The organism is Nostoc sp. DedSLP03, assembly GCF_034530815.1.
GTDB lineage: Bacteria > Cyanobacteriota > Cyanobacteriia > Cyanobacteriales > Nostocaceae > Nostoc.
In genome coordinates, this window is the sequence record NZ_JAVRCK010000033.1 from 1 (window position 1) to 18,749 (window position 18,749).

The window sequence follows — 18,749 nt, forward strand, 5'->3', positions numbered from 1 at the left end:
TAATGCACACCCCGACCCTAACTTAAGGCTAGGTTTTTAAGACTTGTGTATACACCGTAGCCTTGTAGGAGAGGGTAGGGGGAGAGGTTCTTCGAGGATTACTGAATTGGTGTTCTAGAATGAATGATTTATGAGTTAAATAAAGTTTTTAACTCATAACTTTTATTAAGATGCCAATAATTGCCGAATTAACCTGGCCACAGCTTTCTGCGTGAAGCGGTTGGCAATTTGTTGACCTAAACGTTGTACGTCTGAATTTACCAATAACTGAGTAATTTGGGATGTAATTTGCACTGGGTCAAAGCCTCTTGTTTCTCGGAGAATACCTAATATACGTTTTATATGCTCCAAGGTTTGTTGTTGTTCAACCGTGGCCGCTGGAGTTTTATTAACTGCTGTCAATCCTACCCGTTCTCGTAACAAGGAGGTAAAGTTATGTAAAACATTTTTACCGAAAGCATCGAGTCCGTTAACAGATTCATCTACTAGCTTGTCACGAATAAAAGCACCACGTTCAGATGATAGAAATTCTATCCCTTGATTTAGCACTAAATTAAAGTCGTAGTCTTGACTATTACGCGCATTTTTTAACAAGTTTTCTAAGCGATTCCAGCGAAATCTGCCATCTTTAAAGAGCAAATCTTGTAATGATGCTCTTAATTGCGGTGCTGGGTCTGTTAACAGACGTTTAGAAACGTAGGGATAAGCTTCGCTGAGAACTTTAAAGTTTGGATCTATATATATTGCAATACCTTCGAGCGTCACCAGGGAACGAATAATTAAGGCGTAATAGGGCGGTACGCGGAAAGGATACTCATACATCAAGGCTGATAGTTCATCGGTGATGCTTTTAATGTTGAGTTCGGCAACACTGGCTCCTTGGGCATCAGCAAAAACTCTGGCAAAAGCTGGGATAATTGGTGTTAAATCGGTTTCTGGTGATAAGAAATCTAACTTCACGTAGTCTTTTGCTAATCCTTCAAAGTCGCGGTTGACAACGTGGACGATCGCTTCTATCAAACCATAACGCTGTGGTGGCTTAATCTCGCTCATCATCCCAAAGTCGAGATAAGCTAATTTGCCATCGGTTGTCGCTAACAAATTACCAGGGTGGGGATCTGCATGGAAAAATCCATGTTCTAGCAGCTGGCGCAGGGAACACTGCACACCCACTTCAATGAGATAACGAGCATCTATCCCTTGGGCACTAATTTCTTCTGTCTGGGTTAATTTAGTGCCGTTGATCCACTCCATCGTCAGGACGCGACGATTGGTGTATTCCCAGTAAATTTTCGGTACGTATACGTCTTTTATATGACCATATAACTCGAAAAATCGCTCGGCATTTTCACCTTCATGGATGTAATCCATCTCTTCAAAAATGCGATCGCCTAATTCATCAAGAATCCCAACTAAGTCACTTCTTACCCGTTTGACTTTTTTCTGCACCCAAGCGGCGAGGTTACGCAAAATATACAAGTCAATGGTGATTCCCTCTCTTAAGTCGGGGCGTTGAACTTTAACAGCGACTTCTTCACCAGTTTTTAGCTTACCTTTATACACTTGCCCCAATGAAGCCGCAGCAATTGGCTGTGCCGAGAGTTCGGCGTAAACCTCTTCTGGAGGTGCGCCTAATTCTTCTTGAATAAACTGGTAAGCAATTTCGTTGGGAAAAGGCGGTAATTGGTCTTGTAATTTAGTTAATTCTTCTAGGTATACGGGAGGAACTAGATCCGGTCTGGTGGATAAAGCTTGTCCAATTTTGATGTAAGCAGGCCCTAATTGGGTCAGCAATACTCGTAGCTGAGTGGCTCGGCGGCGGTCATTTTTGACGACAATTCCCCGTTTACTATCCGACCACAATCCAAACACAAAGGATAGAGTTGGCCCCAACACGGCAAAAATCCGCCGTAAAACTTGCACTTTTCTATTTCGATAATGCGCCGCTATGCCCACGGGATCGTAAAGCGTCTCAGGTTGGGCTGCTGTTCTCACCTTTTGGGCTGCTAAAAGTCTTGGTGAGCGTACAGCTAACGTTGATGTACCATCTTCTGGCACTACATCAATAACATTTAATTCGTCGCCTCGGCGATTTGTGCCGTTGCGACTGTCCTCTTGAATCGGTCGGGAACTAGGGGGAAGTGTCTTAACAATCATGAAGAAGGCCACCAGTCAGAACGATCACATTAAGTATTGTAACAATATGTTTAGAAATTGGGAATTGGGCATTGAAAGAGGCAAAGGGGCAGGATGCGGGGGGCAAAGGGTAAAATTCCCTTGCTCCCTGCTTTCGTTCGACTACGCTCGCGGCAAGCCTGCTCCCTTGCTTCTTTCCCTGCTCCCCACTCCCCACTAGTCTGCTACACTTAAACGGGCATACTAGTTCAATAGTATTAGGTATTGCTAGTTGCTCAAAGATGAGACTTATTATCCTGTAAATTAGAATTATCCGGCATCTGCCCTCATGGAGAATTTGGCTTGATGTTGCTTTGCCTGCGAATTGAAAACTTTGCCCTAATTGACCAATTGGAATTAGAATTTGGCGCGGGACTAAATGTGTTAACAGGTGAAACCGGCGCTGGAAAATCGATTATCTTAGATGCCATTGATGCTGCTTTGGGCGGTAAAGTCTCTAGTAGAGTCATTCGCACGGGGACAAGTCGGGCGATGGTAGAAGCTACTTTCACCTCAAACCCTCCCCTAGCCGCTTGGTTGACCGAACAAGAAATAGATTTGCTTGATGAAAATTCTGTAGTCATTAGCCGAGAAATCACAGCCACTACGAGTAATGTCCGCAGTCGATCGCGGGTGAATGGTGTGTTGGTAAATCGGCAGATCATGGCAGGAATGCGCGATCGCTTGGTGGAAATCACCGCCCAAGGTCAAACTGTACAAGTAGGACAATCTGCCCAAGTCCGCGACTGGTTAGATTTGTATGGGGGCGACTCTCTAATGCAGCAACGTCATAAAGTCGCCGCAAGCTTCAGTGCTTACCAACAGGCGCATTTAGCACTAGAAAAACGCCGGACATCGGAACGGGAACGATTGCAACAACTCGACTTGCTCGCTTATCAAGTGCAGGAATTGGGAGCAGCGAATCTGGGCGAACCTAATGAATTGGAACAGTTGGGACAAGAACGGGAACGCCTGAATCATGTCGTCGATTTGCAACAAATGAGTTACAAGGTTTATCAGGCTTTGTATCAAAACGATCATGAAACTCCCGCCGCAAGTGATTTATTGGGAGACAGTGAGGCGACATTAAATGACATGGTGGAATACGATAACCAACTACAACCCCTATTGGAGTTGGTACGGGACGCGCAAGCTGCGGTAATGGAAGTGGGAAGGCAAATTAATGCTTATGGGGACGGTTTAGAAGCAGATCCGCACCGATTGGAAGAGGTGGAAGAACGGATTCAGGAGTTAAAGCAAATTTGTCGCAAGTATGGGCCGACACTAAAAGAAGCGATCGCTTATTACCAACGTATCCAAGGGGAATTAGCCCAACTTAACGACAGCGAACAATCTATCGAAAAGTTAGAACAGCAAGAAAAGACGTGTTTTGAGAAACTTACCCAAGCAAGTAATCAGTTAACTCAATTGCGGAGTCAGGCGGCGGCCAATTTAGAATCGCGTTTGATAGCTGAACTCAAACCCCTAGCGATGGAAAAGGTGAAATTTCTGGTTGAAATATTACCAGCTTTCCCAACTGCGATGGGAGCAGACAAAATTACCTTTACATTTAGTTCCAACCCCGGTGAACCACTGCAACCTTTAACAGAAGTTGCCTCTGGTGGCGAAATGAGCCGTTTTTTACTGGCGCTGAAAGCTTGTTTTTCTCAAGTTGATGTAGCCGGGACATTGGTATTTGATGAAATTGATGTCGGGGTTTCGGGAAGGGTAGCCCAAGCGATCGCAGAAAAATTATACCAGCTAAGTCAACACAACCAGGTGTTATGTGTTACCCATCAACCTTTAGTTGCGGCAATGGCCGATCGGCATTTTCGTGTAGATAAGCAAACTATCAATCAAGGTAAAGGTAAAAAAGCCAACAATGATAATGCCGAACAGCGTACCGTTGTTAGAGTTACTACCTTGGATAATTTAAACACCCGCCGGGAAGAATTAGCGCAGTTGGCTGGTGGTAAATCTGCAACTGATGCGATCGCTTTTGCAGAATCTCTATTATTACAAGCTGCTAACCACCGTCGCGCGAAGCATACTTGACCAAATAATTACGAATTACGTAGCTTGCTTCTCGCCTTTGGCGAGTATTACTAATTACGAATTATAAATTTAGGCTGCCAATTCTGAAAGCCGTAAACCAGCAATATTCTCACAGGAAAAAGTCTCTTTGCCCATACATTGCCGACAGATTAGCTCTATAATTTGCCCTGCCCAATTGCGGAAAAACCATTGGCACAAGGAATCATCTTCTTGAGGAGTTAGAGACAGAGGAATAAAACCTTTCTTCTGCCATACTTCTGCTGCTGTATAGATATCATCAACAAGAATGGCAACGTGATGGACAGTATTAAAACCTTGCTGTTGGAATAAGTTAGCAATCTGTTCATCTGGTGCGTTAGGCGCAAGCAGTACCAAAATCATGCCTGACGGCATTAAGGCTGAGAGAAAGTACATACTAGCATCTTCAGGCAATAGATTTTGCTCAGGACAAAAATCATCAGGCCATTTTCCTGGCCCTTCAGTAATTTTGGCATCATAGTTAATCAGAGCTTTAGCATAGTCTGTAAGAGCTTCTGAATCAGGAAACAACAGTACATAGTGATCTACGATAACCCGTTCATCAAAGAGATGTATGCAAAAAGATGAGTTTAGAAATTCTGGAGTCTTGCACCTATCTTTATACAATAGCAATCCATCATTTTCTACAAAAGGCGACTCCTGATTCATTGAAGTTTTGGCTAAGTTAAAACCTTTTCTAGGATCTAATGGAAGGTTGTTGTTCATAATGCTCACCTATAAAAACAATCTATAGTATTTATTCAAATTTGAGGCTTAGAAACAAGGTTTATATCTACTATTATAGTCAAATACTTTGAGCTAATCTCAGACACCCGCAAGGCAATTATAGTAACTAATAATACTAACTGTCTCTAAACTGGCGCCGAATAATTCTTAACTTATCTCTTCCTTTTATTCCCGATGAAAGCTACGTAGTAGCTTGTCTCTTTGTATTCTTCTGGGCGAGACGCTGCATTTAGCAAGCCAGGAACAGCTTTGTTGCCCTCCCACTCTAGATAATTTTTCAAGTATACGAGCAATTTGTTATTTGAAATTTTCAAATACAGCATTATAGTCTCTCTACTTATGAAGCCAATTTGTCAAGTCCGATCTATACAAATTTAAATGAGTTTACCCTGCAAATTGCAATAGAAAAAGTATCTAAAGATTTGACATAAGCATCTAAAGATTTTTCATTGTATAGCTCAGTGAGTTTTTATATATTTTTTAGGTAAATAGCATTAATTACAAGTGTTTTTTGGATTTAGTAAATTTTCTAAAAAAACTCTGTAATTTAGTCCTAAAAGCTCAAGATTAGAAATTAAAAAAACAATAAAAAAGCTACAGATGAAGCTTAATTGTGCTTTGTGATATTTATTAATGAAGCCAAATTTATGTCCTAATAGGAGAATTAACTCTAATGGCATCTGATTCAAATTCTGTTTTTGGTAATCCCGTTAATAGTGGTGGTCAGGCTAGCAACTCCAGCGATCCTTTCGCATCTGGAGGCGCTTTTGGCATCCCAACCGCTGACAGCTTCGATTTTGATCAGTATGGAATTCCCAAAGAAGGCAGTTTCGATCCTGCTAAGTATGGCATCCCAACGGCTGACAGCTTTGATTTTGATAAGTATGGAATTCCCAAAGAAGGCAGCTTCGATCCTGCTAAGTATGGTATTCCAAAAGAAGGCAGCTTTAGTTTAGGTAGCTCTGGCATCCCAACGGCTGATAGCTTCGACCCTTCTAAGTATGGTATTCCAACGGCTGATAGCTTCGACCCTTCTAAGTATGGTATTCCAACTGGAGGCAGTGTACCAAGTTTTGGTGGTGGTGGCCCAACTGCTTAGTGGCAATTGTATAAATTGAAAGGCAAATTCAAGTTATACATAATTCCAAAAGTCTGGGTTGATCTATCTTTTAATTATGTGATGTGCAACTTTCACTAAACAAAAATCCCATCCTAGCAAAAGATAACAATTATAATTTTGTAGCTTTTACATAGGGTGGGATTTTTATTATCTATGGAAGACTTAGTAGTGGATATAACTCCATCATCTAATACTGCCATTTTAAATTTATTTATACTCTTGCAAAGCTCCTAACTTACGAATTCCTGGCCAAATCATAGCTGTAGCAATCACTACTAAAATTGTGCCAATTCCACCACCCACAACGGAAATCACCGGGCCAAATAAAGCAGCAGTCAAGCCGGACTCAAAGCCGCCTAATTCATTTGAGGCACTAATAAACACGCTATTAATAGCAGCAACCCGACCGCGTAAATGATCCGGTGTTCTGATTTGAACTAATGTATGGCGTATCACAACGCTAATACTATCTAGTGCGCCACCAAGGATCAGCATCAACATAGACAGCCAAAAGGAACGAGAAAGTCCAAAGATAATTGTGACAACCCCAAAACCAACCACTGACCATAATAAGGCTGGGCCTGCTTTGCGTAACGGTGGTATATACGCCAGTGTAATCGCCATAGTCAAAGCACCGATGGAATGGGCTGCTTGTAAATATCCCAACTCCACTGGCCCCACATGTAAAATATCTTTGGCAAAGATGGGTAACAATGCGATCGCACCACCCAACAATACAGCAAACATATCCAATGTAATCGCTGCTAAAATCAACTGATTCTGCCAAACAAATTTAGCACCGGCTGCAAGTGCTTGAAATGAGATTGGCTCAGTTTTGCGGATGACTTTTTGCTGTTCGATCGCCAACGTTAAAATAAAACACAGCAACGCTGCGATCGCAGCTAACACATAAACTCCTGTAGCACTTCCCAATAGCGCAATCCCAAATCCCCCGAAGGCTGGGCCAACAACAGCAGCCAATTGAAAGCTACTACTATTCCAAGTAGCTGCATTGGTAAACGCACTGACAGGTATTAATTGCCACATCAAAGCATCACTGGCAGGTTTGAGGAATGCCCTAGCGACACCTGTTAATACTAAGCAGGCGTAAATTAGAAAAATTGCCCCTTGAGTATAGGAAAGCACCCCTAAAGCTAGGGAGCAGAGGGCTAGCAACATTACCGAGAGTAACATGGTGAGTTTGCGATCGCGGCGATCGGCAACATCTCCGGCAATTAAGGTGAGAATAATCATCGGTAGGACTTGCGCCAGTCCTACACCACCTAAAGCGATCGCTGAGTTAGTCCGCTCATAGAGTTCCCAGCCGATAGCTACAGTTTGCATTTGCGACCCCACGAACAGCACCAGCCGTCCAATGGTAAATAGCCGATAGTCTCGAAACTTAAAGGCTGCAAAGGGATCGTGTTGTGCAACCTCAAAGTTATGGGGCTTTGAGTTCTGTTTTCTCGAAGACATTTTTTAGTAGAGTTAAGCCTTCTTCAATATTGGAAATTTGGTCTTCTGAAAGACCTTTGAGCAGATCGCTAATATGAGCGCGAGTTTGATCTTGAGATTGCTTGAGATGGTGTTTTCCATCTTCAGTTAAATTGAGCAGCACCCGCCGCCGCTCTTGAGGATGAGCAATCCGTTTCACGAAGTCGCGTTGTACCAAACGTTCAATGGTTGCTGATGCTGTAGCAGAGGTGACACCTAAATGCTCTGCTAAGTCAGATAATGAAGCACCAGGATTGCGGTTGATAAATGCTAGCGATCGCAATTGAGGTATGGATAAAAAAGCGGCACTATGGGCACGCATATCCGCTCGGATAAACCGCATCACTAATGGAACTGTTTCCATTACTCTAGCGGCACATTCTTCGGAAGTTGCACCTTGATTAGGTTTATCCAAGGTCATGGGCTTGTTGTTCTCCTAGTTACATGGCCACCCGTGGATAAAGTTTTCCACCTAGAATGGCCAAAATTATTAATGTGAATAAGAGAATTGTACAATCCAGACCAAAGCCATAGATGCTAGTGCCGTTTAACAGCATGGTGCTACGTAAGCCGTCAACCAGATAAGTCAACGGATTTAAATGGGAAATCAACTTTAACCAACTGGGCATCAACGAGATGGGATAGATGGCATTGCTCGCAAAAAATAACGGCATGGTTAACAATTGTCCAATACCCGTCATCCTTTCTCGGCTTTTCACCAAACAGCCAATAATTAATGAAAAAATACAAAATGTTCCCGCCCCCAGTATGACTAGCAGCAGTACTTGGAGAATAGCTAGAGGATAAAGATTTAGTTTGACACCTAATAAAAATGCCAATCCGTAAATGAATATTACCTGAGATAAGCACCGTACCCCACATGCTAGACCTTTGCCCAACACCATCGCCACACGAGGCGTAGGACTAGCTAAAAATTTATGGACAATGCCTAAATCTCGCTCCCAGATTAGCGTCATTCCACCACTAAAAATTGCCACAAACAAAATACTCTGAGCCAAAATACCAGCAGAAATGAAGTCCAAATAGGGTAAGTTCCCTGTAGGAATGGCACGAGTGCGGGTGAAAACTTGCCCAAAAATTAGCAGCCATAAGGTTGGTTGCACAGCTCGAACTATTAAATCAGTGGGATCGTGGCGAAGTTTACGTATTTCTAATTCTGCGATCGCCAGAGTTTTTGTAACTAGCTCTTTTATTGCAGAGATCGAATTTCCTCGGACAGTGGGTGGTGCTTTAACCCAACCGTTGAGCAGTACGTCTGGTTCTTGCTGTGTCACGATAGTTGACTCCTGATGTTAACTGGTTGCCTGTATAGTGAATAAAGACATCATCCAAAGTTGCATTTGGGTTATTTAAAGAAGCTTTTAAGTCGCTTGGTGTACCTGTAGTAACGACTTCACCTTGCTGCATAATAGCCACTCGGTTGCATAAGCTATCCGCTTCTTCTAAAAAGTGGGTTGTTAAAAATATAGTTGTGCCGTAATCAGCACAGAGTTGTAATACAAGCTGCCATACTTGAGTTCGAGCGATGGGATCTAGTCCGACAGTCGGCTCATCAAGAAACAGAATTTGGGGTTGATGTAGAACTGATATGCCAATTTCCAGCTTGCGGATCATCCCACCAGAGTAGTTTCGTACCAAGCGTTTCGCCGCATCTTGCAAACCCATGTATTCTAGAATTTCATAGATACGGCGATCGCGTCCTTTGGCAGGTATTCCATACAGCTTGGCGAAGATTAAGAGATTTTCGTATCCCGTGAGACTACCATCAGCAGAGAGCGCTTGGGGTACATAGCCGATAGCCCGTCTCACAGGATTAGATTGACGAGCCACGTCATAGCCAGCTAAGGTTGCTTTCCCTGCACTGATAGGCAACAAGGTTGTCAACATTTTAATAACTGTACTTTTCCCTGCGCCATTGGGGCCAAGCAGTCCAAATACTTCGCCCTGTTCTACAGATATGCTCAGGTTATTAACTGCGGTTAACTTACCAAAACGGCGTGTGAGTCCCTGAGTTTCCAAAATCAACGGTTTTGGTTCTTCTTGAGGTTGCGATCGATTTATTTTTCCTGTCAGTATTGTCACAAGTTTGATGCACTTCTATTAGTTAGTAAATCTAACTATTAGCTTCTCAATAGATTTACCAGAAGTCAATAGACTTCTGGTGGAAATTTGAATCAGAGTAAAAGGAAACTCAGTAAAGTGGCGGCAAAGTTATTGATGGGCGAAGTATCACTGGCAAATTAACCGCAAACACTTGCTAGGAAAGTTAATAGGTGAAAAGATTTTTAGAATGCCTACTGCTGCTCAGTTATAAAGTCTATGCCACATTTAATTTTCATCAACAAGCTGCAAAACCCTCTTGTATAAAGGTTCTGCCACCCAGAATCCTGCTTGGTTAATCAAAGCATCTAACAAAGGTTTCACAGCAAAAATCAGCTTTTGACTTTTAGCTTCAACCAAAATCCCTAAAATTCCTGTGTAACCAAGATTTAGCCTAGCTGCAACCATGCGACCACGACGTTCATCAATCAAAACTTGATCTGCTTTCATTTCCAGCGCTAGAGCGATCGCTTCAGCTTCACCAATATCCAGTTCATTGCTGAGTGCTTCAACCAATGTTCGATCTTGAACTGGACGAGTTTGAATCCAGATAAAAGTTTGGACTTCAATTGCACCTGCAACTGGAAAATTGGGATCAGTTAGTTCTCGGTAAACAGCTTCAGGAATTAGAACTGTTCCGTAAAGCTGTTGTAGTAAATGAAGATGGTTAATGGCGGCGAGGTTATTAATGGGTGAAGTATCACTGACAACGATCACAGTCTACCCATCGCCCGCAAGTTTTCTATATCTTGGTCAAAATCCTCGACCCCATAATGCACTGAAATTTGACGACTTGCGAGTAGATGCTGAAATGCTATACGATTCATACCTGCAAACCGACTGGCTTGAGCAAGAGTTAACTTTTCTTTTTGAAACAGCATCACTGCAATTTCCTGCTTCATTTCGCCTTCAGTCATCCGAGTTGCGATTAATATTTCATTAGGAATGACGACGTTCATAATTACAATCCTTTCTATCACTACTATTCTAAGCAGCTTGGGCATCGCCAAGTGAGAATGAAGTAAATTTGCAGTCAGTATTGGTAACTCAGGCTTCCACACGTTAGGGTGTACGTACAGAAATTTTCTGTACACTAAATAGCTTAGATTGCTTCATAAAATACATGATAAAGGTATGTATTGATGGATATAGTTATTGATGCAAATGTCATAATTGCCGATCCTTGGTTCCGCTCACAAAAGATGCGAGTACTTCTAGACTTCGCTGAGAAGCGTTTTTCACAAGTGTTACTGCTTGAACCTGTTGAGATGGAAGTTCGTGCTCATTTCAAAAGAGAAGTGACTGCACGAGCTAACAATATTGAAGCTGCAATTAAGAACGCCGAACGAATAGGAATAAGAGATACACCTCAGTTTGAGGCTACAGAAGTATTTAAGCGCACATTGACTGCATGGGAGGAAAATTTAGAAAAACTTGTCCGAAGTAGACGTTTGTTCCGCATTCCTCTTGAGCCTTCTGTTTTACGTGAAGCGATGCAAAGAGCTACGGAAAGAATACCACCATGTATTGAATCTGGGAAAGAACTCAGAGATACAATCATTTGGTTATTATTTATTGAAACTTGTAAAAAACGTAGACATGGAGAACAATATGTCTTCATTTCTCAAAATACAAAAGATTTTGCGGCCCCAGACAAAACTTCATTGCGTCAGGAACTTGTAGGTGATCTAGCTCAAAATGGCTTAACAGCTTTATATTACCCTTCACCCGAAGCTTTCAACAAAGAACATGCAGAACGATTTGAACATATAAATCTTGAGTGGGTTCAAGCGAGACTTAATTTGGATGAAGTTGTAAATAGCGTTCGTGAACGCTTGAAGGAAGTTAGGAATTCTTACTTTCACATTTCTGATTCTGATTATCGAAATTACTATGAGCCAATGTTTGTAGAACATATTAGGCATTTAAATGTTGAAATCACTGAGCCAGTGTTGATCTGGGATTTTGATGAGCATAGTATAGAAGTTAGTATAGGGTGCGGTATAAATGTAGAGGCGAGTGTAGAGTGTATAAGAGTTAATGCTCCAAGAAGCACTAACTTTTATAGCGATTATTATGAAGACATAGATGATGATTTTCCATATACTCGTGTTTTAAACTGTTATGCTGAACTAGGCGCTGACATCTCAGCTACAGTGTCAGATGATTCACTTGAGTTTACCAACATTGAAGCAATCTATCCTATCTAACTGTAGGAAGCGATCGCCTATACTAATTTTGAGATAACTCGCATCAAATCACGTTTGAGAATATCAAAGCTCTAGTTCAACTAATCTAATCCCAAATGCAGAAAATACATCCGTTGATATTTGTAAACTGCGTGACTACTGCCTCAATCCAGAGCATGATGAAGGCAAAGATAAAGCTCGTCTCTTTTCATCAATCTTAGGTATGACAGCAGACAATGCTGAGGAATTATGCCAAATTCTTTTGGAAACAGTCAAAACGCATGAAGTTCACCGAATGGTTATGAGATGCTACCGTAATAGTTATACCAATTTTTGATGAATACGAATTATATAACATCTCTGGTTATCTTCAACATTTTATTTCCACCAGGCTGGAATTCGTATTCAACCTTTCCAATATCTATTTTATAACCCATTGAAGTGTAATATTTTACTATTTCATCTAAATGTTGTGAGTGTTTCCACATTAAAGTTATGAGGGGAAATATTCGGACTTCTTTAGCAATACGCAGCATCTCACCTACTGAATTTAAGTGAAAATTGTAATCGAGATGATCTGAATATAAAAATAATAAATGCGAACAAAGAGCTAGCTCAAACTCTTGATTCTCATAAGCTAATTTTGGCAATTCACCGACTGCGTATCTATTGCTCTTTTTGCCAGTTTCATAATCAGACAGAAATTCTTGAATAACTTTCACTCGATTGTGTCGTAAATCATCTGGAGATTTATGATAGCTCCATACCCAATCATTCGTTGTAGACTTGACTTGATTAATGATATTATCTACTACTTCATTAAATATTTGCAATATTTCATTACCAGAAAATTGGTACAGTGGATCAACAGAAACTACACTTTTACCCTGACGTGTCAATTCTGCATTAAAGCTTGCTGGCCCATCTCCAATTCCAATAATTTTTTTATTTAAATCTGCATTTGTTAAATTGAATATTTTTATATATTCATCCATTGACCTCCCAAAAGGAACTACTTTATCAAGAACCATTGCCATAGAATTTACCTCGTCAATAGACTGATTAAACAGGATGATAGCATCAAAATGTTTTATTCACTGAGAGACGGCAATCATTCAGAAGCGCGTTAAGTTCTTTTATAACTTTCAAGGGATTTCTACCTCTAAATATAGCAGCGATCGCCGCTTCATAAGGATTTCTACCTGTTTTTTTGACAGCATTTATTGCAGCTTGATTTGATAATCCTCGGACACTAACTAGCCATGCCACTAACACATGTCCAGTACGCCCAATTCCACCAGAGCAATGAACAACGACTTTCTCATTTTCTTTATCTGCTTCTATTAAGAAAGGAAGTATTTTATGTGTGAGGGTTTTTAAATCAGCTAAATGGAAATCTGCAATTGGTGCCCAACAAACTAGTTGATTCCCAAATTTTTGTTTGTATGTGTTTAGAAGATTAGAGTAAAAAGCTAGCTGTTGTTCATCAAGAAGACAGCAAACACGCTTGATATTTTGGCGCTTCATGAATTCTATCCAATCCTGAACGTTCTTATCAGAATATCCAGGTCGTGCAGCACCAAAGACTATTTGCTCCTTCTCCCAAGCTGGGGCAAATTTGTACATATTTAAATGTCTAGAGTCGAGGTTGATAAATCTTATTAATGGCAGAAAATAGCGAACGCACTTTAAAAATCTTTCTACAGCCGATGCCAGCTAAAGTAACTGATATCTAAAGGCCTAATACAATACCTACGTATACACACTATATTACTTTAGAGTTATACTGCACTGCATCTAAATCTACCTGGAGAATAATAAGGTAGAACGAATGCTAAGAATAAAGTTTTTCAATAAATTTTATATTTTTGTGAATTATTTGCTGGCTATACTACCTCTAATGCTTGTTTTTAGGACTTTTGCAGCTTACTTAGCAAGCTTCAGTTGTTACCTTGACTAATCAATGAGGTTAAGAGAAACTAACTAAATACTGACGTGTGTGCTTATAATATTAATAAGTTTTGTAAAGATTATGAGATATATATGTTGAAAGATGGAACATTAGTTAACAAATGGCAAGTTTGTATCTAGTAACTAGTAAAAATGTTCCTACGGCTATATTTGTAGCCTTCTGCTAAGGCAGTACAATTTAATCGTACTTATCCTGGTTGGCCAAAAGAATGGAGACATTAGAGTTCATAATCTATCCAGACGGTCGGGTACAAGAGAAAGTCACTGGCATTGTGGGTAATTCTTGCGCTGAAGTTACAGCAGCAATAGAGGCGCAGCTGGGGCAAGTACTTAATCATGAGCCAACCTCAGAATATTTCGCCGCCAAGGTGCAGCAATCTAATGTGGCGAATACACACACCACTTACAGCGATTGGTAAGTTTTCACAGTAGTTTAGTGTTATTAATTCACAACCACCATGTCACACTTTAGCCAAATTAAGACTCAAATCCGTAACCTTGATTCTTTGAAAGATGCTTTGACTGAATTGGGCGTAGACTGGAAACCCGGCCCGCGCGAAGTTCGTGGCTATCGCGGTCAAACCCATCCTGCGGAAGTTAGTATTGAGCAGGAAAATGGCTATGACATCGGCTTTAGATGGAATGGCAAAGAATATGAATTGGTGGCTGACTTGCAATATTGGCAACAAGACCTATCTGTAGATGGATTTTTGCGCCAAGTAACACAGCGCTATGCTTATCAAACAGTTCTGAAAGAAACTGCTCGTGTTGGTTTTCAAGTTTCTGAACAACAAAAAAATGAAGATGGTTCAATTCGCCTGGTAGTACAGCGCTGGAGTGCGTAATGGCTGATTTTCTGCCGTCACCGGAAGAACAAGAAGATAACCGTTCCGGTTTGGAACCAGAATTAGGGGGTTTTTTACGGGATGCCCCAGAACGTTCTGGTTTGGAACCGGAATTAGGTGGTGTACTGCGCCAAAATGGTGTTTATGTTGACGAAATCACCTGTATTGGTTGCAAGCATTGCGCTCATGTTGCGCGTAACACCTTTTATATTGAACCAGATTACGGGCGATCGCGCGTGGTTCGGCAAGATGGGGACGCTGAAGAAATTATCCAAGAAGCAATTGACACTTGTCCGGTTGATTGCATTCACTGGGTTGATTACACTGAACTGAAAAAGTTAGAAGAAGAACGCAAATATCAGGTAATTCCTTTAATAGGTTATCCTGTAGAAGAGGCAGTTGCTGCTAGCCAACGTCGGCGTAAAAAGCAAAAGTCAAAAACCAAAAAATCCCGTTATTAAGATAAAAACGTTAAATCAATATAACAAAGGACTGGAATATTCAGTCCTTTTGTTTTTCGTTATGTAGTTAATTTCTGATGTCAGGATAATTTTGAATTCCCTGTAAGAACTAACTCTCTTCATTTAAAATTTAGATGATCGTGTTGTAAAAGTAATTTTTCTACTTTTGCCTCGTCTAACCTAGCGCTTAATCTTCTAGTTTCGTGCAACTCTCTAGTAGTTTTTGCAAAAGTAAAGTTGAGCCAACAGAGAAAGCATACTCATATCTATAAAGCCTTTCACCCAAGCATTTACAGGTAAGTTTACAATATCGAAGGTGGTCATAGAAATAGAAATCACAAAAGCTACCCAAGTTTGAATAATCCAAGCTGCACTATCTTTTTGGATACCAATTGTTTGCATATTTTCTACCTTTGATATGAGTTATTAATACCAATTATTAATTTGTAATTAAGAAGTGTAAGATTTAATCTGGGTTTCCAGACTTGTATCTATAGTTTAGTTTTGGAAAATTGAAGTTAAGAAGAATTATATTTATTGGTAGGTTTACTGGTAATTAATAGTAAGACCAGTTGCGTAACTGGATTTCAACAAGTGAGCTTAAGAGCAATGTAGTCAGTAAAAACTGGCACAAAATTTGTACCAGTTTTACAAGTGGCATTAAAAGGATGAGTTTAGTTATTCATCGGGAAAAGTCTGTACCTTGCCATCAGGACTGAGAACAACTCGAATTCTGACATTTTGTCCATTTTTATTAGCGGAAACAAAAGGTTTGCCAACTTCAGGCATCCCGGCGTTATCAACGAATTCTCTTGCTGCCTTATTAAGGGGGAAAATTCGTTCAATTGTGCCGTCAACACCAACTATCAAACTGTACTCTAATGTTTGTCCCAGTCCAGTAGGCGGTTGCCAACGCTTTGTTAGGTATTGTCTAGCTTCTGCTACTTGCGGTGTGTCAAATAATGTGTCAGTAGCTACTTCTCTGGATGTAGGGTTTTTACCTGCGTCCCCTAATTGATCGATAAATGGATTATTAGCAGCAGTTCTAGAGGAGGGAAGTTGTGAAGTAGGTTTCTCTCCAGCAGAAGATTGCTGTAAAGAACTAATTGTTTCGTCTAGCTGTTGTGAAGTTAGTGGGGAGGGTTGGGCTGGGGTATTGACACGATTCTTATTGGGTATGGTGTCAAGAGATGGAGGGAGGACTGGTGAGATATTAGTTGGTAAGCTATTGGCGTTAGAAGATAGTCTAGGTGGCAAATTCCGCAGTTGAGGGATAGCACCGGCTTGGGGACTTGACCCGGTTGAATTCTGTCCAAGATTTGGTAATATGGCAATTTCCTGACCTGGGATTTTCTTGGATGGTGCGCTCGCTCGATTACTAGGAAGGGTTGCAGTCGTCCCTTGAGGTATTGTCAACGTATTTGGTGGCGGTGGAGAGAAACTACTAGAACTAGGGGCTGTTAGAGGTGCTTGGGGTAAAGTGGATGTGGAAAGTGGAGGTGTAGAACCTAGCAAATTATTTGATGGAGGGGTTAGCCCAGGTTCAGGGGTGGGAAAGTTTAGTGAAGATGAAGGTTCTAGAGCAGTCTTTACTGCTTCTGAATTTGATGTTTTGGCTGTCTGTTGTTGCTTTTCTCTAATATTGTTAGCATATTGCCAAGTAACTGGTAAAAAACCTACACCTAATACTAATACTGCGGCAACAGGCGCCCAAGCAGGAAACCTCAGAGTCGAACCTGTGCTGTTGAGAGTTGGAAGTGCCATGACATCAGTTGAGTATTCATCTAAAGCACTTGCCAAATCGAATAGTTGCAGCAAACTGAGTTGAATTACGGGGCCGGAGGAATAGTTGGCCAGAGAACCAAGAAATAGGTTGTGAGTTAAATAGCTGCTTGGTTCTAAGTGGATATTTGCCCCTGGAATCTGGTTACTAAAAGCATTTAATGTTTTTGTTGAAGACTTTAATTCTGGCTCATCCAGTGCTGTGCTTGACTCCTGGGTACTGGGGAAACTGACCCAAAAGCTTTCTGGAGACTGTTGGAGGAATTGCTGTACATAGTTGGTGACGGCATCACATAAAGCTTCAAGTTGCTCGCGATCGCCCCGAATTGGAACTCTTTGTTCTTCTGGAAGTCGGGGATCGTCAAAACGTAGCTCAAAACTCAGATGTTTGAGGACAGTTTTCCCCATCCAACGAGACAGAGGTGAGCTTTGCGCGAATACTTCTAGCGTGCAAGTCGGTGGTGTATAGCAACGAATAACTGAATTTGATAGAGGCATGACAGGAACTACGAAGAAGACTATATTGGGATTTTGCAAAAATTGAGCCAGTTGCTTGCAAAGAAAAGTTGGAACGGTGGATTCTTCCACTCAGAAATTTGTCAGGTTCCTTCTGTGATGCAAACTGGCGTGCAAGGAAGAAGCATTGTTGATAGTGCATCGCTCAAGAACTAATGACCATCAAAAAGGAATCCTTACCTAGCAAACTTTTGAAAACGAATTTTGGTTGAGGAATTTCAAATCTAAAATTTAAAATTTTGTTGAACGGTCTATAAGTGCTAGCCAGAGACGGCGATGCCCACCAGGAGCGCTGTAAAAAAGTAAATCTACAAGCAGTTTTAAGGCCAGGTTAGTTAGTAAATCCGTTGAGATTTGCTCGTCCTCTTCCATCCGCTCTTGGTAGGTGTTGCAAAAAGCATCAATATAGTCTCCAAGTAAAGCAGCCTGGTGAGGTTCCCGGTTATTTTCTGCCATTTGTTCTAACAGACCGACAGCACGGCGAATCAATTCCTGGTGCTGTTTGGCTAGGTAGCAGACGATCAAAACAAGCGATCGCGCTTCTTCGACATCTAGTTTTTTTCGCCCTCCTTGACCTTTGCGTAGAGGATTTGATTGGCGCAATCGCCATAAAGCTACGCGGTCTGGCACTCTTGACTCTAAATTCAGATCGGTTGCCGCCGAAAGCATTGCCTCTGAACCAATCCCAGTTAAGGTTTCTAGCGCTAACAGCACCAAGTCTAATTGGGTTTTGATATTGTCCCATTGAACCGTGTTTGGGGCTGGAAGCTTGATTAAATCCTCCCACTGGGAATTTGGAGTGGCTGAGTTGGCGGCCGAGTGCATAACTTTTAGCATAGGTGATCGAGCTGATAGGGGATGTTGCTGTTACCCATTTTGAAACCAGACTCTTAAGAATCAAGCTTGGTTTCCCATAGATAGCTATGAGCCGGAGGCTTCAGCTAGCTTTTATATGTGGTACACAGTAGGTATCTTTGTCTTACTCTAGATGAAAATTTATTTTCGACAAAGTAAAAAATTATCAATTCTAATTAAGGTTTACCCGACTTTCGCTGTTAGCTCCGCATCAGAGTATAAATAAACTATTGTTTTGAATGCTAACCGCTAGCGATCGCTAAGTAATTATGTAGAATACCTCCTAATTTGTTTGCATTTTCAAATTTTGAAATTTCTTGATATTTATTACTTGGTCTTAATATATACATAATTACTCTACAAATATTTATCCTATTTCCTAAAGGCACTTTTTGCTACT

At 41.1% G+C, this 18,749-nt stretch carries 19 protein-coding genes and 1 pseudogene; 7 read left to right on the forward strand and 13 right to left on the reverse strand.

Features of this window, described 5'->3' with window-relative positions:
• Window positions 1-165: 165 nt before the first annotated feature.
• Window positions 166-2,157, reverse strand: coding sequence for an AarF/ABC1/UbiB kinase family protein (locus tag RM368_RS17135; RefSeq protein ID WP_322695169.1), 1,992 nt, complete (start codon window positions 2,155-2,157; stop codon window positions 166-168).
• Between the two features lie 324 nt (window positions 2,158-2,481).
• Here RM368_RS17135 and recN point away from each other — a divergent pair, with 324 nt between their 5' ends.
• Window positions 2,482-4,230, forward strand: a complete 1,749-nt coding sequence (gene recN, locus RM368_RS17140; protein ID WP_322695170.1) for a DNA repair protein RecN — start codon at window positions 2,482-2,484, stop codon at window positions 4,228-4,230.
• Window positions 4,231-4,299: 69 nt separating this feature from the next.
• On the opposite strand, the gene RM368_RS17145 is transcribed toward recN, so the two are convergent.
• A complete protein-coding gene (locus tag RM368_RS17145) occupies window positions 4,300-4,974 on the reverse strand; it encodes a VOC family protein (protein WP_322695171.1) in 675 nt (224 codons plus the stop codon).
• A gap of 694 nt (window positions 4,975-5,668) precedes the next feature.
• Here RM368_RS17145 and RM368_RS17150 point away from each other — a divergent pair.
• Complete coding sequence (locus RM368_RS17150; protein ID WP_322695172.1) at window positions 5,669-6,094, forward strand: hypothetical protein; 426 nt, start codon at window positions 5,669-5,671, stop codon at window positions 6,092-6,094.
• Between the two features lie 228 nt (window positions 6,095-6,322).
• On the opposite strand, the gene RM368_RS17155 is transcribed toward RM368_RS17150, so the two are convergent.
• The 6 genes from RM368_RS17155 to RM368_RS17180 all read right to left on the reverse strand — a co-directional run bounded on the left by RM368_RS17155 (window position 6,323) and on the right by RM368_RS17180 (window position 10,689).
• Complete coding sequence (locus RM368_RS17155; RefSeq protein WP_322695173.1) at window positions 6,323-7,591, reverse strand: MFS transporter; 1,269 nt, start codon at window positions 7,589-7,591, stop codon at window positions 6,323-6,325.
• Window positions 7,557-8,030, reverse strand: coding sequence for a MarR family winged helix-turn-helix transcriptional regulator (locus RM368_RS17160; protein WP_100902601.1), 474 nt, complete (start codon window positions 8,028-8,030; stop codon window positions 7,557-7,559). The genes RM368_RS17155 and RM368_RS17160 overlap by 35 nt, the downstream gene beginning before the upstream one ends.
• A gap of 19 nt (window positions 8,031-8,049) precedes the next feature.
• Window positions 8,050-8,904, reverse strand: a complete 855-nt coding sequence (locus tag RM368_RS17165; RefSeq protein WP_322695174.1) for an ABC transporter permease — start codon at window positions 8,902-8,904, stop codon at window positions 8,050-8,052.
• The gene (locus RM368_RS17170) at window positions 8,861-9,712 is read right to left on the reverse strand and encodes an ABC transporter ATP-binding protein (RefSeq protein WP_322695175.1); all 852 of its coding nucleotides are present in this window, start codon (window positions 9,710-9,712) and stop codon (window positions 8,861-8,863) included. The genes RM368_RS17165 and RM368_RS17170 overlap by 44 nt, the downstream gene beginning before the upstream one ends.
• Window positions 9,713-9,958: 246 nt before the next feature.
• Entirely contained in the window at window positions 9,959-10,447 is a 489-nt protein-coding gene (locus tag RM368_RS17175; RefSeq protein ID WP_322679272.1) for a DUF3368 domain-containing protein, read from the reverse strand.
• Complete coding sequence (locus RM368_RS17180; protein WP_190963340.1) at window positions 10,444-10,689, reverse strand: UPF0175 family protein; 246 nt, start codon at window positions 10,687-10,689, stop codon at window positions 10,444-10,446. The genes RM368_RS17175 and RM368_RS17180 overlap by 4 nt, the downstream gene beginning before the upstream one ends.
• A 183-nt stretch (window positions 10,690-10,872) precedes the next feature.
• Here RM368_RS17180 and RM368_RS17185 point away from each other — a divergent pair, with 183 nt between their 5' ends.
• Both RM368_RS17185 and RM368_RS38785 read left to right on the forward strand, forming a co-directional pair.
• The gene (locus RM368_RS17185; RefSeq protein ID WP_322695176.1) at window positions 10,873-11,940 is read left to right on the forward strand and encodes a PIN domain-containing protein; all 1,068 of its coding nucleotides are present in this window, start codon (window positions 10,873-10,875) and stop codon (window positions 11,938-11,940) included.
• 88 nt (window positions 11,941-12,028) lie between these two features.
• Window positions 12,029-12,256: a DUF6883 domain-containing protein gene (locus RM368_RS38785; RefSeq protein WP_416212240.1), complete on the forward strand. Its 228-nt coding sequence runs from the start codon at window positions 12,029-12,031 to the stop codon at window positions 12,254-12,256.
• A gap of 10 nt (window positions 12,257-12,266) precedes the next feature.
• On the opposite strand, the gene RM368_RS17190 is transcribed toward RM368_RS38785, so the two are convergent.
• Together RM368_RS17190 and RM368_RS17195 are read right to left on the reverse strand one after the other, a co-directional pair.
• Window positions 12,267-12,956, reverse strand: a complete 690-nt coding sequence (locus RM368_RS17190; RefSeq protein WP_322695177.1) for an SAM-dependent methyltransferase — start codon at window positions 12,954-12,956, stop codon at window positions 12,267-12,269.
• A 43-nt stretch (window positions 12,957-12,999) separates the two neighbouring features.
• On the reverse strand, window positions 13,000-13,545 hold the full coding sequence (locus RM368_RS17195) for a protein-tyrosine phosphatase family protein (protein ID WP_322695178.1): 546 nt from the start codon (window positions 13,543-13,545) through the stop codon (window positions 13,000-13,002).
• Between the two features lie 554 nt (window positions 13,546-14,099).
• Here RM368_RS17195 and RM368_RS17200 point away from each other — a divergent pair.
• Genes RM368_RS17200 through RM368_RS17210 form a run of 3 tightly spaced genes read left to right on the forward strand, consistent with a single transcriptional unit; the run spans window position 14,100 to window position 15,196 of the window.
• On the forward strand, window positions 14,100-14,309 hold the full coding sequence (locus tag RM368_RS17200; RefSeq protein ID WP_094328129.1) for a DUF2997 domain-containing protein: 210 nt from the start codon (window positions 14,100-14,102) through the stop codon (window positions 14,307-14,309).
• Window positions 14,310-14,348: 39 nt separating this feature from the next.
• Complete coding sequence (locus RM368_RS17205) at window positions 14,349-14,735, forward strand: DUF1257 domain-containing protein (protein WP_322660747.1); 387 nt, start codon at window positions 14,349-14,351, stop codon at window positions 14,733-14,735.
• Window positions 14,735-15,196: a ferredoxin gene (locus tag RM368_RS17210; RefSeq protein WP_322695179.1), complete on the forward strand. Its 462-nt coding sequence runs from the start codon at window positions 14,735-14,737 to the stop codon at window positions 15,194-15,196. The genes RM368_RS17205 and RM368_RS17210 overlap by 1 nt, the downstream gene beginning before the upstream one ends.
• A 119-nt stretch (window positions 15,197-15,315) precedes the next feature.
• Here RM368_RS17210 and RM368_RS17215 read toward each other — a convergent pair.
• The 3 genes and pseudogenes from RM368_RS17215 to RM368_RS17225 form a co-directional block, all read right to left on the reverse strand.
• Window positions 15,316-15,598: pseudogene (locus RM368_RS17215) on the reverse strand (YiaA/YiaB family inner membrane protein).
• A gap of 276 nt (window positions 15,599-15,874) precedes the next feature.
• On the reverse strand, window positions 15,875-17,476 hold the full coding sequence (locus RM368_RS17220) for a DUF4335 domain-containing protein (protein WP_322695180.1): 1,602 nt from the start codon (window positions 17,474-17,476) through the stop codon (window positions 15,875-15,877).
• 249 nt (window positions 17,477-17,725) lie between these two features.
• Window positions 17,726-18,331 (reverse strand): DUF3038 domain-containing protein, encoded by a 606-nt coding sequence (locus RM368_RS17225; RefSeq protein ID WP_322660741.1) that lies wholly within the window; start codon window positions 18,329-18,331, stop codon window positions 17,726-17,728.
• Window positions 18,332-18,749 lie beyond the last annotated feature (418 nt).

Bases quoted from the DNA above. Each gene is read 5' to 3' on its own strand.
- RM368_RS17205 (WP_322660747.1), top strand. From the start codon at position 14,349: ATGTCACACTTTAGCCAAATTAAGACTCAAATCCGTAACCTTGATTCT.
- RM368_RS17225 (WP_322660741.1), bottom strand. From the start codon at position 18,331: ATGCTAAAAGTTATGCACTCGGCCGCCAACTCAGCCACTCCAAATTCC.
- RM368_RS17150 (WP_322695172.1), top strand. From the start codon at position 5,669: ATGGCATCTGATTCAAATTCTGTTTTTGGTAATCCCGTTAATAGTGGT.
- RM368_RS17210 (WP_322695179.1), top strand. From the start codon at position 14,735: ATGGCTGATTTTCTGCCGTCACCGGAAGAACAAGAAGATAACCGTTCC.
- recN (WP_322695170.1), top strand. From the start codon at position 2,482: ATGTTGCTTTGCCTGCGAATTGAAAACTTTGCCCTAATTGACCAATTG.
- RM368_RS17190 (WP_322695177.1), bottom strand. From the start codon at position 12,956: ATGGCAATGGTTCTTGATAAAGTAGTTCCTTTTGGGAGGTCAATGGAT.
- RM368_RS17185 (WP_322695176.1), top strand. From the start codon at position 10,873: ATGGATATAGTTATTGATGCAAATGTCATAATTGCCGATCCTTGGTTC.
- RM368_RS17145 (WP_322695171.1), bottom strand. From the start codon at position 4,974: ATGAACAACAACCTTCCATTAGATCCTAGAAAAGGTTTTAACTTAGCC.
- RM368_RS17180 (WP_190963340.1), bottom strand. From the start codon at position 10,689: ATGAACGTCGTCATTCCTAATGAAATATTAATCGCAACTCGGATGACT.
- RM368_RS17220 (WP_322695180.1), bottom strand. From the start codon at position 17,476: ATGCCTCTATCAAATTCAGTTATTCGTTGCTATACACCACCGACTTGC.
- RM368_RS17160 (WP_100902601.1), bottom strand. From the start codon at position 8,030: ATGACCTTGGATAAACCTAATCAAGGTGCAACTTCCGAAGAATGTGCC.
- RM368_RS17200 (WP_094328129.1), top strand. From the start codon at position 14,100: ATGGAGACATTAGAGTTCATAATCTATCCAGACGGTCGGGTACAAGAG.
- RM368_RS17195 (WP_322695178.1), bottom strand. From the start codon at position 13,545: ATGTACAAATTTGCCCCAGCTTGGGAGAAGGAGCAAATAGTCTTTGGT.
- RM368_RS17135 (WP_322695169.1), bottom strand. From the start codon at position 2,157: ATGATTGTTAAGACACTTCCCCCTAGTTCCCGACCGATTCAAGAGGAC.
- RM368_RS17155 (WP_322695173.1), bottom strand. From the start codon at position 7,591: ATGTCTTCGAGAAAACAGAACTCAAAGCCCCATAACTTTGAGGTTGCA.